A 15,817-nucleotide genomic window follows, 5' to 3' on the forward strand; every position below is an offset into this window, starting at 1 on the left:
ATGGTGATCGAGGCAGGCAGGGACGGCGCGGCGGGACGGCGGCTGCGGCTCGGCATGGTCGGCGGCGGGCAGGGAGCCTTCATCGGCGCCGTGCACCGCATCGCCGCCCGGCTGGACGACCGGTACGAACTGGTGGCGGGCGCCTTGTCCTCCGACCCCGATCGCGCCCGCGCCAGCGCCGCCGACCTGCACATCGCGCCAGACCGTGCCTATGCGGATTTCGAGGCGATGGCGGAGGCCGAGGCCGCGCGGCCCGATGGCATCGACGTGGTCGCGATCGTCACGCCGAACCACCGGCATGCCGGGCCCGTGCAGGCCTTCGCGCGGCGCGGCATCCATGTGATCTGCGACAAGCCGCTGACGCATCGGCTGGAGGATGCGGAGGCGCTGGCGGCGATGCTGGCGCGCACCGACGTCATCTTCGGCCTGACGCACAACTACACGGGATATCCCCTGGTGCGGCAGGCGCGGGAGATGGTGGCGCAAGGTGACCTCGGCGCGCTGCGCGTCGTGCAGGTGGAATACCCGCAGGACTGGCTGACGACGCGGCTGGAGGAGACGGGCCAGAAGCAGGCGGCTTGGCGCACCGATCCCGAACGCTCCGGTGCCGCGGGCTGCGTCGGCGATATCGGCACCCATGCCTTCAACCTCGCGGAATTCGTCACCGGGCTTCGCTGCGAAAGCCTGGCGGCGGAATTGACGCGCTTCGTCCCCGGCCGGCGGCTGGACGACAACGCCCACATGATGCTGCGCTTCGCCGGCGGCGCGCGGGGCATGCTGTGGTCGTCCCAGGTCGCGCCGGGGAACGAGAACGGCCTCAAGCTCCGCGTCTATGGGGAGAAGGGCGGGCTGGAGTGGCATCAGGAACAGCCGAACACGCTGCGCCATACGCCCTTCGGGGAACCCTCCCGCCTGATCAGCCGATCCGGCCCCGGCTCCTCCGCCGTGGCCGGCCATGCCAGCCGCATCCCGGCCGGGCATCCCGAGGGATACCTCGAGGGTTTCGCGCAGCTCTATCGCGACCTGGCGGAGCAGATCTCGGCGCGGATCGATGGGCGCGCGCCCGATCCCGCCAGCCTGCTGGTGCCCGGCATCGCGGAGGGGCTTCGCGGCATGCGCTTCATCGCGGCCGCGGTGGCGTCCAGCCAGCGCGGCGCCGCCTGGACGGACATCCCCGCCTGATGCATCTCGGCCTCGATCTCGGCACCTCCGGCGTGAAGGCCGTGCTGACCGGCGCGGCGGGGGAGGTGCTGGCCCAGGCGACGGCGCCGCTCGGCCTCTCCAACCCGCATCCGCTGTGGAGCGAGCAGGACCCTGGCGACTGGTGGGACGCGACCATCGCCGCCATTACCGCGCTGGGACGCCAGCATGACCTTTCGGGCCTGCGCTGCATCGGCATCGCCGGGCAGATGCATGGCGCGGTGCTGCTCGACGCCGGCGACCAGATGCTGCGCCCCGCCATTCTGTGGAATGACGGCCGCAGCCATGCCGAATGCCGCGCGCTGGAAGCGGCGGAGCCGCGGTCCCGCGCCATCACCGGCAACCTCGCCATGCCGGGCTTCACCGCGCCGAAGCTGCTCTGGGTACGGCACCATGAGCCCGACATCTTCGCCCGCACCCGCCGCGTGCTGCTGCCGAAGGACTGGTTGCGCCTGCGCCTGACCGGGGAGGCGGTGTCGGAGATGTCGGACGCCGCCGGCACGCTGTGGCTCGACGTGGCGGCAAGGCGCTGGTCGCCCGCGATGCTGGCGGCGACGGGGCTCGACCTTTCCCACATGCCGCGTCTGGTGGAGGGCACGGAGGTCACCGGCCGGCTGCGCGCCGATGTCGCGGCGCAACTCGGCCTCCCGGCAGGCATCCCGGTGGCGGGCGGGGCCGGGGACAATGCGGGCGGCGCGGCCGGCATCGGATGCGTGGCGCCCGGCGATGCCTTCGTCTCGCTCGGCACCTCCGGCGTCGTCTTCGTCAGCGACAAGGGTTTCCTGCCCGACCCCGAACGCGCCGTGCACGCCTTCTGCCACTGCCTGCCAGATACCTGGCACCGCATGTCGGTCATCCTCTCCGCCGCCGCCTCCCTCGCCTGGCTGGCGCGGGCCACGGCCACGCCGGAAGCGGCGCTGCTGGCGGAGATGGAAGGGGAGGGGCTGCGCGCCGAAGGGCGTCTCGTCTTCCTGCCCTACCTCTCCGGGGAGAGGACGCCGCACAACGACGCCGCCGCCACCGGCACCTTCTTCGGCCTGCATGGCAGCACCAGCCGTGCGGACCTGACCCGCGCGGTGCTGGAAGGCGTCGCCTTCGCGCTGGCCGATGGGGTGGAGGCACTGGAGGCCGCGGGACCGCGCATCCCGTCGCTGACCGCGATCGGCGGCGGCGCGCGCAGCGCCGCCTGGCTCCGCATCCTCGCCGCCACGCTCGGCCGGCCGATCCTGGCGACGGCAGGCGCGGAGGTCGGCCCCGCACTCGGTGCCGCAAGGCTGGCGCGCATCGCCTGCGGCGACGCTACCGTGGCGGAGGCCTGCGTGAAGCCGCCCGTCGCCGCCTGCCACGAGCCGGATCCCGCGCTGGCCGCCTCGCTGCTGTCCCGGCGAGAAGCCCACCGGCGCCTCTACCCGGCACTGCGTGACGTTTTCGCTGACACCGCCCGCATGGAACAGCCCACATGAGCACCGCCTTCGACCACCTGCCGCATCTCCGCTACGCCGGGCCCGATGCCACGGGGCCTTTCGCGCTGCGCCACTACGACGCCAACCGCGTCGTGCTGGGCCGCACCATGGCGGACTGGCTCCGCCCCTCCGTCGCCTATTGGCATTCCTTCGTCGGCACCGGCGCCGATCCCTTCGGCGCGCCGACCATGGACCGCCCCTGGTTCGGCGCCGCCGATGGAATGGAGGGCGCCCGCATGAAGGCCGGGGCGGCCTTCGCCTTCATGGAGCGCCTCGGCCTGCCCTTCTTCTGCTTCCACGACCGGGACGTGGCGCCGGAAGGGGCCACGCTGCGGGAGAGCAACGCCAACCTCGACCGGATGCTGGAGGTGGTGCAGACCCACATGGCCCGCACCGGCATCGCGCTGCTCTGGGGCACGGCCAACCTCTTCAGCCATCCCCGCTACATGGCCGGCGCCGCCACCAACCCGGACCCGGAGGTCTTCGCCTTCGCCGCCGGCCAGGTGAAGCATGTGCTGGAGGCGACGCACCGCCTGGGCGGCGCCAACTACGTGCTCTGGGGTGGTCGCGAAGGCTACGACACCCTGCTCAACACCGATCTGGCGCGTGAGGATGCGCAGCTCGGACGCTTCCTCAACCTCGTCGTCGAGCACAAGCACCGGATCGGCTTCAAGGGCACCATCCTGATCGAGCCCAAGCCCATGGAGCCCACCAAGCACCAGTACGACCGCGATGTCGCGACGGTCTATGGCTTCCTCGCCCGGCACGGCCTCGCGAAGGAGGTGAAGGTGAACATCGAGGCCAATCATGCGACGCTTGCCGGCCACAGCTTCGAGCATGAGATCGCGACCGCCGGCGCGCTCGGCATCCTGGGCTCGCTCGACATGAACCGTGGCGATCCGCAGAATGGCTGGGACACCGACCAGTTCCCGAACAACGCGCAGGATCTGTCGCTGGCAATGCTGGAGGTGGTGCGCGCCGGTGGCCTCGGCACGGGCGGCATCAACTTCGACGCCAAGATCAGGCGCCAGAGCATCGATGCCGAGGACCTGATGCACGCCCATGCCGGCGGCCTGGATTGCTGCGCCCGCGCCCTGCTGATCGCGGAACGCATCGTGCAGGACGGCACGCTCGACCGGCTGCGGGCCGAACGCTATGCCGGCTGGGACAGCGCGACGGGGCGGGCGATCCTGGAAGGCCGCATGGGGCTCGATGCGCTGGCGGCGCATGCGGAAGCCGGTGGCGCCGGCCCTATGCCCCGCAGCGGCCGCCAGGAAGCGCTGGAGAACCTGGCCGCGCGCTTCGCCTGAGGGCATCCTCCGCGCCAGAGGGGGCGTGAATGGCACGGCGGATCGAGCTTCTGGTCGGCGCGGCCATCGGCCTTGGCATGACAGCCCGGGCCGCGGCTGATGGCGGCGCGGATTTCCTGCTGGCACTCAGCGCCGGGCGGCTGCGCGTCATGGGCGCGCCCTCCCTCGCCGCGATGCTTCCGATCCGCGACAGCAACGCCTTCACCGATGATTTCGCGCGCAGCGAGATCCTGGACCGCGTCGCCATCCCCGTCTTCTTCGGCGCGGCTGCCTGCGACCCCCGCCATTCGATCGAGGCCTTGCTCGGCCGCATCCGGGACGCCGGCTACCAGGGCGTCGCGAACTTCCCCACCGCCATCCACCACGACGGCGCATTCCGCGCGGCGCTGGAACAGGCTGGACTCGGCTTCGGGCGGGAGGTCGAGCTGATCCGCGCCGCACCGCGCTTCGGCCTCGCGACGCTCGGCTACGCCAAGACCCGCGCGGAGGTCGATGCGCTGGTGGAAGCGGGGGTGCAGCGGCTCTGCCTCAACTTCGGCTGGAACTCCGGCGGCAGCCAGGGCGTGCCGAGCGGCGTGCCGATCGACCAGGCGGCCGAACGCGCACGCCGCGTCTTCGCGCAGGTCCGACGCCGCGCGCCTGGCACCATCTGCCTGGTGGAGGGCGGGCCGATCGTCGGGCCGGTCCACCTGCTGCACGTCTGCGATGCCTCCCGCGCCGATGGCTATGTCGGCGGTTCCACGCTGGACCGCCTGCCGCTCGAGATGTCGGTCATGCAGACCACCTCCGCCTTCAAGACGGCAGCGCTGCTCCGTGATGAACCGGCTGGGGAGGCGGAGCGGCTCCCCGGCCTCGCCGGCCGCTCGCAGGCCATGCGCCAGCTGGCCGCGCGCGTGGCCCGGCTGGTGGCGACCGACCTGCCCATCCTTCTTGAGGGCGAGCCCGGATCGGGGCGCACCACGCTGGCACGCGCCATCCACCAGGGCAGCCGCCGCGCCGGCCCGCTGACGCTCCTCGACGCACGTGAGGATATCGGGTCGCGCTTGTTCGGAGAGGGCGGGCCCACCGCCCTGCTGGCGCTGCGCCAGAGCACCTTGGTGCTGGAGAACGCCGATGCGCTGCCGCCCACGCTGCGCACGAAGCTGGCTGACTGGATCGAGCGCGGCAGCTTCGAACGCTTCGCCAAGGCCGGCGAACGCCTGCCCCGCGCGCGCCTCATCCTCACCCATCCGCCGGGCGGTGAGGCGCTGGCCCGGTCGCTTTCCGCCCAGCGCCTCGTGGTCCCCCCGCTGCGCGACCGGCTCGATGACCTGCCGCTGCTGGCACGCACGATGCTGCGCGGCCTGCACCGCGGCCCGACGGCGCTGGACCCCGCCGTGCTGCGCTTCCTGATGGCGCGGAACTGGCCCGGCAATCTGCGCGAGCTCGCCCATGTGCTGACGCGAGCGGCGACCGATGCGCCCGGCGGCCGGATCACGCTGGCGGTGCTGGAGGCGCAGCTGGGCCCCGCCACCGCCGTCGCCGCACCCTCGCCGGCGGATGAGCGCGCCTGGATCCTCGACGCGCTGCGCCGGAACCGCTTCCGCCGGGGAGAGACGGCGGCCTTCCTCGGCATCGCACGCAAGACGCTCTACAACCGGATGCGGCGCCTCGGGCTGGAGACCTGACCGGCGGCGGGCGCCGCCCAGCCCAGCGCCTCGCCCCCCTCGATCGCGACATGGCCGGCAAGGTCAGCCCACCAGGCCTGCGGATCGGCCGGTGGCGCCAGCCCGGGATGCAGCAGGACGCGGCGCAGCCCGACGCTGATCGCGGCATCGACGGCGTGGCGGTCGGTCGCGCAAGCGATGGCCGCGAAGCCTGATTGCGTGAGGCGCTGGAGAAGGCGGAACTCGGCTTCCGCCCTGTAGCCCACTGCGGCGAGCGCGGCCGCGCTCTCCCCCTCGAACATCTGCACGGTCGGGTAGTTGACCACGGTTGTGATGCCCCCCTGGCGCAGCGCCGCCGCCAGGTCCGCGAGGCGCAGGAAGGGGTCGCAGGCAAAGATGCCCGCGATGGGCCGGGCGCCGCGGAAGGGCCGGCGCGCGGCCAGCGCCGCGCGCAGCGCGCCGTTGATGTCGAGCACCGGCAGCAATGCGACCAGCGGCCAGGTATCGGGTGGGAAGGGGGCAAGCGCCGGCAGGAAGACGGTGCGCACGCGCCGCGCTGGCGCCAGCCCCTCGAGGGTCGCTGCTGGTTCCAGGAAAGTCGGCTGCTGGGGCATGACCCAATCTTACCCATTATTGCCTGGAAGTCACCTTGCGGCCCGCCATCCCCGGCCGCCATGGTGTGCCCCGCAAGCGGCGCGATGACGCCGTCCAGGGAGGATCGGTCCAAAGCATGGATCTCGCGGCGACCATCGTGCTGAACGGGCTGACGCTCGCCGCGCTGTATTTCGTCGTGGCCAGCGGCTTCTCGCTCATCTTCGGGCTCATGCGCGTGGTGAACATGGCGCATGGCGCGATGTATCTCGTGGCGGGCTATGTCGGTTACGCGGTGTTCGAACCGCTCTATGATCGCGATGTCTGGTACGCCTGGTATGCAGGCCTCGCCGCCGGCGTCGCCTTCGCCGCGGTCTTCGGCGCGGCGGTGCAGGTGGCGCTGCTCGGCTGGATGCAGGGGCAGGAGCTGCGCCAGGCGCTGGTCACGATCGGCCTCTCCATCATCGTGGCCGACCAGCTCCTCGCCTTCTATGGCGGCACGCCGCGGCAGTTCTTCGCGCCGGACGCCATCTTCGGCGCGACGCAGCTGCCGGGGATCGGCGGCTACCCGACCTTCCGCCTGGTGCAGATCGGCGTCGCGGTCGCGGTCGGCATCGGGCTCTGGCTGCTGCTGAACCGGACGAGGCTCGGCATCATGATCCGTGCCGGCGTGGATGACCGGCAGATGCTGGGCGCCTGCGGTGTCAACGTGCCGCTGATCGGCATCGCGGTTTTTGCCCTTGGCGCGGCGCTGGCCGGGCTCGGCGGCGTCATCGGCGCCACGGCGCAGCCGCTAGCCATGGGGGCGGATGGGCGCTTCCTGCTGATTTCGCTGGTCGTCGTCATCGTGGGCGGCATGGGCAGCGTGACCGGCACGGCGGTGGGCGCGGTGCTGATCGGCCTCGCGGAGCAGATCGGCCAGGCGCTCTTTCCGACCTATTCGGTCATTCTCACCTTCGTCATCATGGTCGCCGTGCTGGCGCTGCGGCCGCAGGGGATCCTCGGCCGTGCATAGCCGCGCGATCCTGGCAACACTGGTCGTGCTCGCGCTGCTGCTGGCGCTGCCCTGGCTGCTGCCGCAATTCCTGCCGGCGAACCAGGCGCAGTTCTGGACGGCCAACATCCTCGGCCGCGCCATCGTCTTCGGCATCATCGCCATGTCGCTGACCTTCCTCGCGACCTATGGCGGCTTCATCTCGCTCGCGCAGATGATGGTGGCGGGTGTCGCCGGCTACACGCTGGCGATCTTCGTGGATGGCGCACTGCCGCGAATCGTCGGCGGCTGGGGCTATGCCGCGGCCATCCCGCTCAGCCTGGTGGCCGCCACGGTGATGGGGCTGGTGGTCGGCGCCATCAGCGTCCGCACGCGCGACATCTACCTGCTGATGATCACGCTGGCACTCGCCATGGGCGTCTTCCGCTTCATCGAGACGAACATCGCCTGGTTCAACGGCTATGAGGGCATCCGCAACGTCGTTGGCCCCACGCTGTTCGGGCTCGATTTCCGCAACGCCTTCGTCTTCTACCACGTGGCGCTCGGCACGGCCGCAGCTCTCTTCCTCGGCATCCTCTACCTCGTGAAGACGCCCTTCGGCCTGGTGCTGCAGGGTATCCGGGACAATCCGCGGCGCGTCGCGGCACTCGGCTATTCGGTCGGGCTGCACCGCATCGCCGCCTTCGGCGTGGCGGGCTTCATCGCGGGCTGCGGCGGCGTGCTGTCCACCATCTACAACATCGGCATCTCGCCGGGCTCGATCGGGCTCGGCGCGACGGTGAACATCCTGATCATGAGCGTCGTCGGCGGTCTCGGCCATCCCGCGGGCGCCTTCATCGGATCGCTCATCTTCACCGTCTTCGACACCTTCGCGGCCACGATCTACGACCGCGACCGCTTCAACACCCTCATCGGCCTCGTCTTCCTCGTGATCGTGCTGGTCTCGCCGGATGGCGCGATCGGCATCGGCGCGAAGCTGCGACGTTTGCTGGGGGCGGGGCGGAACCATCCGCGCGGGGCAGAAGGCTCCCGCGCGTCCCAACAACAAGCAGGAGAGGAAACGACGCCATGACCATCATGATCACCCGCCGCGCCGCGCTGCTGGGCGGTGCCGGCCTTGCCGCCGGCAGCCTCGCGCTGCCTGCCATCGCGCAGAACGCGCCGATCCGCATCGGCGGCCTCACTACCCTGGAGGGACCCTTCGCCACTGGCGGGCAGGATGCCTTCCGCTGCGTGCAGATGGAGCTGGAGCGCATCAACCACACCATCGGCGGCCGCCGTATCGAATTCATCCGCGAAAGCTCCAACGCCCAGGCGGATGTCGCGCTGGCCCGCGCGCGCAAGCTGATCGAGCAGGACAATGTCGACATCATCCTCGGCCCGCTTTCGGGTGCGGAAGGCATTGCGCTGCGCGACTACTCCCGCACCCTCACGGGCAAGACCATCGTCAACGGATCCTCGGGTGCGTCCGACACGACGCTGCGCAATCCATCGCCCAACTTCTTCCGCTTCTCCACGGATGGCACGCAATGGATGGCAGGCCTCGGCCGGCATATCCATGGCATGGGCATCCGCGACGTCGCCATCACCGCGGGCGACTACGCCTTCCCCTACGCGCAGGTCTTCGGCTTCAACCTGGAATTCTGCCGCCTGGGCGGCCGCGTGACGCAGTACTGGGCGCCACTCGGCACGACCGACTTCACCTCCCAGATCGCGCAGATCAACCGCTCCAATGCCGGCGCGATCGTCATCGTGCATGGCGGCACGGATGGCCTCGCCTTCATGACGCAATACGCGCAGGCTGGCGGCAGCAAGCCGCTGGTCGGCGGATCGATCATGGCGGATCAGACCATGCTTTCCGCCCGCGGCCCGCATCGCCGCGTCATGATGGGCATGCTTTCCGGCGGGCCCATCGCCGACATCATCGATGACCCCACTTGGAACGACTTCGTCGCGCGCTATCGCCGCCGTTGGGCGAATGAGGGCGGCTTCGCATCCCCCTCCATCCACGGCGTCAACTACGTCACGAACCTCTACGGCATCCTCGCAGGCCTGCGCGCGACGAATGGCGACCTGTCGGGCAACCAGGCGGCCTTCCAGCGCGCGATGGCGGCGGCGGAGGTCACGGCGCCGACCGGTGCCGCGGTCAAGCTCGACCACAACCGTCAGGCCATCTCCGACATCTTCCTGAACCGGATCGAGGAGCGTGGTGGCAGCGCCGTGGTGGTGGCCTTCGACCGTGCCCGGGCCGTCAATCAGACGCTCGGCATGCCGGAGGCGCAGTTCCTCGGCCTCGGCTCGCCGTCGCGCGACAACGCAGGCTGCGTGGCCTGACGTGACGCGCGTGGCAGGCATCGCCGGCGGCCTCGTCTCGCCATGACGGCTCCGGCCATCCGCCTGCGCGGTGTCAGCCGTCGCTTCGGCGCGCTGCAAGCCCTGCGTGACGTCAGCTTCGACGTCATGCCGGGCGAGCGGCGCGCCGTGCTCGGCCCGAACGGCGCGGGGAAGACGACGCTGTTCAACACCATCTGCGGCGATTTCCCACCAACGTCCGGCAGCATTGAACTGTTCGACCGGGACATCACGCGGCTCCGCCCGCATGAACGCACGCGGCTCGGCATCGGGCGCACCTACCAGACCTCGCTGCTCTTCAACGGCCTCAGCGTGCTGGAAAACCTCTTCATCGCGGTGCGCGGCGTGCGGCCGAACCGCTTCTCATTCCTCCGCCCCTCGGCTGGCGATGGCGGCATGGCGAAGGCGCGCGACCTCGCGGATCGCATGCGCCTGTCGCATCTGATCGACGCGGAGGTGGTGAACCTCAGCCACGGCCAGCGCCGTCAGCTGGAGGTCGGCATGGCGATGGCGGGCGACCCGCGCGTGCTGATGCTGGACGAGCCCGCCGCCGGCCTCTCACCGGGCGATCGCCCCGAATTGCTGCGTCTGCTACGTGAACTGCCGCGCACGCTGACGCTCGTGCTGATCGAGCACGACATGGACATCGCGCTGCCTGCCGCGGACATCGTCACCGTCATGAAGGATGGCGAGGTGGTGGTGGAAGCGCCGCCCGACCGGATCGAGGACGATCCCGTCGTCCAGGCCATCTATCTCGGGGACGGGCATTGATGCTGGCGGTGCGCGACCTTCATGTGCGCTTCGGCCAGGCGCATATCCTGCAGGGCGTGGCGCTGACGGTCGGCGCGCAGCCACTCGCCATCGTCGGCCGCAACGGCATGGGCAAGACCACGCTCTGCCAGGCGGTGATGGGCCTGGTTGCGGCCTCGGCCGGCGAGATCGCTTTCGATGGCCAGCCGATCCAAGGCCTGCCCCCCTTCCGCATCGCGCGGCGCGGCATCGCGCTGGTGCCGCAGGGGCGGCGCACCTGGCCTTCCCTGTCGGTGCACGAACATCTGCGGCTCGTCGCGACGCGCGGCGCGCGCTGGACCATCGATCGCGTCTACGAGACCTTCCCGCGCCTGGCGGAGCGCCGCCGCAACGGGGGCACGGAACTCTCAGGCGGGGAACAGCAGATGCTGGCTATCGCCCGTGCGCTGCTGATGAACCCCAGGCTCGTCATCATGGACGAGCCGAGCGAGGGCCTGGCGCCCGTGATCGTGGAACAACTCATCGGCCTGCTCCGCGGCCTGCCCGCGGATGGCATGAGCCTGCTGCTGGTCGAACAGAATCTGCGCGTCGCGACGGCGGTGGCGGAGGAGGTTGCCATCATGGTCACTGGCCGCATCGCCGCGACCATGCCGGCACGCCAACTTGCCGAGGATACGGATCTGCAGCGCCGCTACCTCGGCGTCGCGGCCGGCGGACATTGACGGAGGAGAGGATGGCAAGGGTCTATGTCATCGGCACGATGGACACGAAGGCGGAGGAACTGCGCTTCGCCGCCGCCTGCGTGCGCCGCGCGGGTGCCGACCCGGTGCTGGTGGATGTCGGGACCAGGGGCGTGGGGCAGGGCGCCGATGTGACGGCGGCCGAGGTCGCTGCCTGCCACCGGGACGGAGCCGCCGCCGTGCTCGGCCTTGATGATCGCGGCCGTGCCGTGGCTGGCATGGCGGAAGCGCTGACGGCCTGGTTGTTGGCGCGTGGGGACATCGGCGCGGTGCTCGGGCTTGGCGGTTCGGGCAACACGGCACTCGTCACCCAGGCCATGCGCGCCCTGCCGATCGGCACGCCGAAGCTGATGGTCAGCACCGTCGCCGCCGGGAATGTCGCGCCCTATGTCGGTCCCTCCGACATCGCCATGATGTATTCGGTGGTGGATGTCGCGGGCATCAACGCCATCTCACGCCGTGTCATCGCCAATGCCGCCCATGCGGCCGCCGGCATGGCGTTGACCGCGCCGCCCGCCGCCTCCGGCACCGAGAAGCCCGGCATCGGCCTGACCATGTTCGGCGTCACCACCGCCTGCGTGACGCAACTGCGGGAGGCGCTCGAGCCTTCGCATGAATGCTACGTCTTCCACGCCACCGGCGCTGGCGGCCGCAGCATGGAGAAGCTTGCTGATTCCGGCTTGGTTTCTGCGTTGATCGACATCACGACGACGGAGGTGCCCGACTTCCTCGTGGGTGGCGTCTTCCCCTGCGATGCCGATCGCTTCGGTGCGCCGATCCGCACGCGCCTGCCCTATATCGGCAGCGTCGGCGCCGTGGACATGGTCAATTTCGGCGCGAAGGAGACGGTGCCGCCGCAATTCGCGGGCCGCAACCTTTACGTCCACAACCCGCAGGTGACGCTGATGCGGACGACGGCGGCGGAGAATGTGGAGATCGGCCGCTTCATCGTGGAGCGGTTGAACCGGATGGAAGGCCCGGTACGGTTCCTGCTGCCGCTCGGCGGCGTCTCGGCCATCGATGTGCCGGGCATGCCCTTCCATGATCCTGCCGCCGACGCGGCGCTGTTCGACACCATCCGCGCCGGCTTTGTGCCTGCGCCCCACCGCAGGCTGATCGAGGTCGAGGCCGCGATCAACGACCCTGCCTTCGTGCAGGCCGTGCTGGCGGCCTTCCGGGAGATTGCCTGACCATGCCCCGCTTCACCCGCAGCGAGTTGCTCGCCCGCTTCAACGGCATGGTCGCACGGCGAGAGCCCATCATCGGTGGCGGCGCCGGCACCGGCCTCTCCGCCAAATGCGAGGAGGCCGGCGGCATCGACCTGATCGTCATCTACAATTCCGGCCGCTACCGCATGGCCGGCCGCGGCTCGCTCGCGGGGCTGCTCGCCTATGGCAGCGCGAATGAGATCGTGAAGGAGATGGCGCGGGAGGTGTTGCCGGTGGTGCAACGCACGCCGGTCATCGCCGGCGTGAACGGCACCGACCCCTTCGCCATCATGGATCACCTGCTGGATGAGCTGAAGGCGCTGGGCTTCGCCGGCGTGCAGAACTTCCCGACCGTCGGCCTGATCGACGGCGTGTTCCGCGCGAACCTGGAGGAGACAGGCATGGGGTTCGGGCATGAGATCGACATGATCCGCCTGGCCCACGCGAAGGACATGCTGACCACCCCCTATGTCTTCAACGCGGAGGAAGCGGCGGAGATGGCGAAGGCCGGCGCGGACATCCTGGTGGCGCATCTCGGCCTGACCACCGGCGGCGCCATCGGCGCGCAGACGGCCCTCAAGCTCGCGGACTGCCCTGTGCTGATCGACGAATGGGCCGCGGCCGCGCGCCGCGTGCGCAAGGACATCATCGTGCTCTGCCATGGCGGCCCGATTGCGACGCCGGAGGATGCCACCTTCATCCTGCGCAACACCGCGAACATCAACGGCTTCTACGGCGCTTCCTCCATGGAACGCCTGCCGACCGAAACCGCGCTGGTCGAGCGCACCCGCGAGTTCAAGTCGATCTCCTTCTGAGGGATTCACGCCATGGCCCGCGCCTATGCCTCCACCATCCTCGACGCGCCGGTCGAGGCCGTCTGGGATCTGGTCCGCGACTTCAACGGATTGCCAGCCTGGAACGCCGCCATCGCGCGGTCGGAGATCGAGGATGGCCTCGATTCCGACGTAGTCGGCTGCGTCCGGCGCTTCCATTTGCCCGACGGCACACTGGTGCGCGAACGCCTGCTGAGCCTGAACGACCGCGACTACAGCTTCACCTACAACTTCGAGACGCCGGCCTTCCCGGTGACGAACTACCTGGCCCGCATGCGGCTGCTGCCGGTGACCGATGGAGAGAAGACCTTCGCGGAATGGGAGGCGACTTTCGACGAGGCGCCGGAGGATGCCGGCAAGTATGTGGACATCGTCTCCAACGCCGTTTTCCAGGCCGGATGGAATTCCCTGAAGCCTCGCGTGGCCGGCCGCGCCGCGCCGGCGGGTGCGCAGCGCTGGAGCGGCTTCCCGCCCAGCAAGGCCTGGTGCAGCACGGTCATCGATGCACCGGTGGAAGCGGTATGGTCCATCATCCGCGACTTCGCCGGCATGGGCGGCTGGCATGACGATATAACGCGGATGCAGATGCTGGATGGCGCGCGCAGCGACAAGGTCTCCGGCACGCGCGACTTCCTGTTCGGCGCGGGGCATTTGAATGAGAAGCTGCTGCACCTCGACGATACGGAGCGCAGCTATTCCTACTTCATCACGAAATCCGAGCTTCCCTGGATGCAGTACGTCAGCGGCCCGCGGCTCTGGCCCGTGACGGATGGCAACCGCACCTTCGGCACCTGGTTCGGCGACTGGGTGGCATCGCCGCGCGACGATGCAGCGCTGATCCCGAACACGGAGCAGAACGTCTACCTCAAGGCCCTCCACACCGTGGCGCGGCGGTGTTCCAGGGCCTTGGTGTGATACCAACGCCCTGGGCCTGTTGAAGAATTGCCGCTGGGGTCTGGATGGCGCAGCGGGCGGGTGATGAGCCGGTTGGTGACGGGTGACGATGCTGGGTAGAGCCGGGCGCAGCGCCGACGGCGAGCGCGGCGAGGAGCGCCATCATGGCGGCCCTTGCCAGCCGCTTGAGGTTGATGACGGCGGCGGTGAGGAAGGCCTGGCTCTGCATGTTGGCCAGCCCCCGCCGGATGGCGCGGGCGAGGCCGTGCCAGGTCTTGGCCTCGCCGTGGACGCCTTCGACCTGGCGACGGTGGCAGCGGTAGAGGGTGCGCTCGCGTGGCCCCCAGCCGGCGTATTTGCGGCGTGCCCGCAACAGGGCCGGATGGTCCTTGTGCAGCAGGATGGCGCGTCGCCGCATGGTGGTGCTGAAGCAGATCGCGCGTAGGCAGCAGGGTTCGCAGTCCGGGATGCGGGCGCGATAGTGCTGGAAGCCGTCGCTGTCGGGCACGCCGTGCGGACGGAGGACCTTCCCGGCTGGGCAGCGGACAATGCGGTGCTTGGCGTCCAGCTTGAAGCGCCGCTCCGGGATGGTGCCTCGCTTGGGTGGCCGTTCGGCCTTGGCCGGGATCACCGCCTCGATCCCCCGCGCCTCGAGGGCGGCAAGGACGCAGGTGATGGCGTAGCTCGCATCCATCGTGGCGATCCTGATGGGCACCCTGGTGGTGGCGCGGACGGCGTCGAACTGGCCTTCGACGTTTCGGGTGTCATGCTGCGCGCCGGTGGTCACCGCCACGTCGAGCACCACGCCGGCCTCGGCATCGACCGCCGTGTGCTGTTTGTAGGCGGGCTCCACCCGGCGGGCCCGGTTGCTGGTTGCCAGGCTGGCATCCGGGGCGGTCCGGCAGACCGGCTCCGTCGGGCCGTTCGCCGCCTCGACCGCATCCGCGTGCTTGCGCGCGATCGCCTCCCAGCTGACGTCGGCACGGACCAGCGAGCTGTCGATGTGCACCACCTCGCCCTTGGCGATGCCGGCCGCCACGCAGGCCTCGACGGTGCGCGTGAAGACCAGCCGGAACCGCTCCGCACCCCAGCGCTGACGGATGCGCGTCAGGCTGGAGTGGTCGGGCAGCGCCTCGGTGAGCCCGTAGCCGGCAAACCAGCGGATGGCGATGTTCACAGCCGCCTCCCGCATCAGTCGCCGGTCGTGCACGATGCCGAGCAGCAGGCCGGCCAGCATCAGGCGGACCGCCGCCTCAGGGTCGATCCCAGGCCGCCCGCTGCCGGCCGCATAGCAATCCGCGACCTCCGTCCGTAGCCAGCCGAGGTCGAGAACACGGTCCACACGGACCAGCACATGGTCGCCCGGAATCAGCTCGCGCAGTGAGCCAGCGAACACCAACTCCCCCTGATCCCGCGCCCGACGTCCCAACATCCCGACCCGCCGCAACAGCATCGAATCAGGGCGACGCCACTTCTTCAACAGGCCCAGGGCGTTAACATCACACCAAAAAGCCTTCGGCAAACCCGGCGCGGTTCATAGACGTCCAACGGCCGAGAGGATGCGGCGCTGCGCCTTGCCCGCATGGGCGAGCGCGTTGCGGGTGAAGTGGAAACGGCAACGCTGCCAGGATCCCGCAGCACCTTCGCCACGGCGGCCTTCAGGCCCTCATGGACGTCGGAGAGCAGCAGCTTCACGCCGGCCAAGCCGTGCCGCTTCAGGGTAAGGTCGGTCGACGCACTGCGTCGACGAGCCAGAAGGGCTCCGCCTGGGAACTGCCGCCCACCAAGCCGAGGACTTCGCGCCACCCGTCGGCGCGCCCCACAGCTTCATTGTCT

General features: G+C 70.1%; 13 protein-coding genes and 2 pseudogenes. 12 read left to right on the top strand and 3 right to left on the bottom strand.

The genetic code is table 11. The features are described from left to right. Genes G3576_RS06985 through G3576_RS07000 form a run of 4 tightly spaced genes read left to right on the top strand, consistent with a single transcriptional unit; the run spans position 1 to position 5,640 of the window. Positions 1-1,182 carry a Gfo/Idh/MocA family protein gene (locus tag G3576_RS06985; RefSeq protein WP_164693629.1) on the top strand — a complete coding sequence of 394 codons (1,182 nt, stop codon included), beginning with the start codon at positions 1-3 and terminating at the stop codon, positions 1,180-1,182. Further along, complete coding sequence (gene xylB, locus G3576_RS06990) at positions 1,182-2,663, top strand: xylulokinase (protein WP_164693630.1); 1,482 nt, start codon at positions 1,182-1,184, stop codon at positions 2,661-2,663. Before G3576_RS06985 ends, xylB begins: the two co-directional genes overlap by 1 nt. Beyond that, the gene (gene xylA, locus G3576_RS06995; RefSeq protein ID WP_164693631.1) at positions 2,660-3,973 is read left to right on the top strand and encodes a xylose isomerase; all 1,314 of its coding nucleotides are present in this window, start codon (positions 2,660-2,662) and stop codon (positions 3,971-3,973) included. The genes xylB and xylA overlap by 4 nt, the downstream gene beginning before the upstream one ends. Before the next feature lie 29 nt (positions 3,974-4,002). Beyond that, a complete protein-coding gene (locus G3576_RS07000; protein WP_164693632.1) occupies positions 4,003-5,640 on the top strand; it encodes a phosphoenolpyruvate hydrolase family protein in 1,638 nt (545 codons plus the stop codon). Here G3576_RS07000 and G3576_RS07005 read toward each other — a convergent pair. Beyond that, the gene (locus G3576_RS07005; protein WP_164693633.1) at positions 5,604-6,233 is read right to left on the bottom strand and encodes a phosphoenolpyruvate hydrolase family protein; all 630 of its coding nucleotides are present in this window, start codon (positions 6,231-6,233) and stop codon (positions 5,604-5,606) included. The two genes, G3576_RS07000 and G3576_RS07005, sit on opposite strands and share 37 nt — an antisense overlap. Positions 6,234-6,349: 116 nt before the next feature. On the opposite strand from G3576_RS07005, the gene G3576_RS07010 reads away from it, so the two are divergent. The 8 genes from G3576_RS07010 to G3576_RS07045 are packed head-to-tail and all read left to right on the top strand — an operon-like array spanning position 6,350 to position 14,002. Then, positions 6,350-7,225, top strand: a complete 876-nt coding sequence (locus tag G3576_RS07010; RefSeq protein WP_164693634.1) for a branched-chain amino acid ABC transporter permease — start codon at positions 6,350-6,352, stop codon at positions 7,223-7,225. Beyond that, a complete protein-coding gene (locus G3576_RS07015) occupies positions 7,218-8,276 on the top strand; it encodes a branched-chain amino acid ABC transporter permease (RefSeq protein ID WP_328728605.1) in 1,059 nt (352 codons plus the stop codon). The genes G3576_RS07010 and G3576_RS07015 overlap by 8 nt, the downstream gene beginning before the upstream one ends. Continuing rightward, positions 8,273-9,538, top strand: a complete 1,266-nt coding sequence (locus G3576_RS07020; protein WP_164693635.1) for an ABC transporter substrate-binding protein — start codon at positions 8,273-8,275, stop codon at positions 9,536-9,538. Before G3576_RS07015 ends, G3576_RS07020 begins: the two co-directional genes overlap by 4 nt. Before the next feature lie 42 nt (positions 9,539-9,580). Beyond that, positions 9,581-10,327 (top strand): ABC transporter ATP-binding protein, encoded by a 747-nt coding sequence (locus tag G3576_RS07025; RefSeq protein ID WP_164693636.1) that lies wholly within the window; start codon positions 9,581-9,583, stop codon positions 10,325-10,327. Beyond that, entirely contained in the window at positions 10,327-11,028 is a 702-nt protein-coding gene (locus G3576_RS07030) for an ABC transporter ATP-binding protein (protein ID WP_164693637.1), read from the top strand. The genes G3576_RS07025 and G3576_RS07030 overlap by 1 nt, the downstream gene beginning before the upstream one ends. An 11-nt stretch (positions 11,029-11,039) precedes the next feature. Continuing rightward, complete coding sequence (locus tag G3576_RS07035) at positions 11,040-12,236, top strand: Tm-1-like ATP-binding domain-containing protein (RefSeq protein ID WP_164693638.1); 1,197 nt, start codon at positions 11,040-11,042, stop codon at positions 12,234-12,236. A 2-nt stretch (positions 12,237-12,238) separates the two neighbouring features. Further along, on the top strand, positions 12,239-13,069 hold the full coding sequence (locus G3576_RS07040; protein WP_164693639.1) for a phosphoenolpyruvate hydrolase family protein: 831 nt from the start codon (positions 12,239-12,241) through the stop codon (positions 13,067-13,069). 12 nt (positions 13,070-13,081) lie between these two features. Continuing rightward, positions 13,082-14,002 (top strand): SRPBCC family protein, encoded by a 921-nt coding sequence (locus tag G3576_RS07045; RefSeq protein WP_164693640.1) that lies wholly within the window; start codon positions 13,082-13,084, stop codon positions 14,000-14,002. Between the two features lie 121 nt (positions 14,003-14,123). On the opposite strand, the pseudogene G3576_RS07050 reads toward G3576_RS07045, so the two are convergent. Both G3576_RS07050 and G3576_RS31555 read right to left on the bottom strand, forming a co-directional pair. Continuing rightward, positions 14,124-15,413 (bottom strand): annotated as a pseudogene (locus tag G3576_RS07050) (transposase); the annotation flags it as partial. Positions 15,414-15,530: 117 nt separating this feature from the next. After that, positions 15,531-15,807, bottom strand: a pseudogene (locus G3576_RS31555) (transposase); the annotation flags it as partial. Positions 15,808-15,817 lie beyond the last annotated feature (10 nt).

Source organism: Falsiroseomonas algicola, assembly GCF_011040385.1.
In the GTDB taxonomy this organism is placed as follows: domain Bacteria; phylum Pseudomonadota; class Alphaproteobacteria; order Acetobacterales; family Acetobacteraceae; genus Falsiroseomonas; species Falsiroseomonas algicola.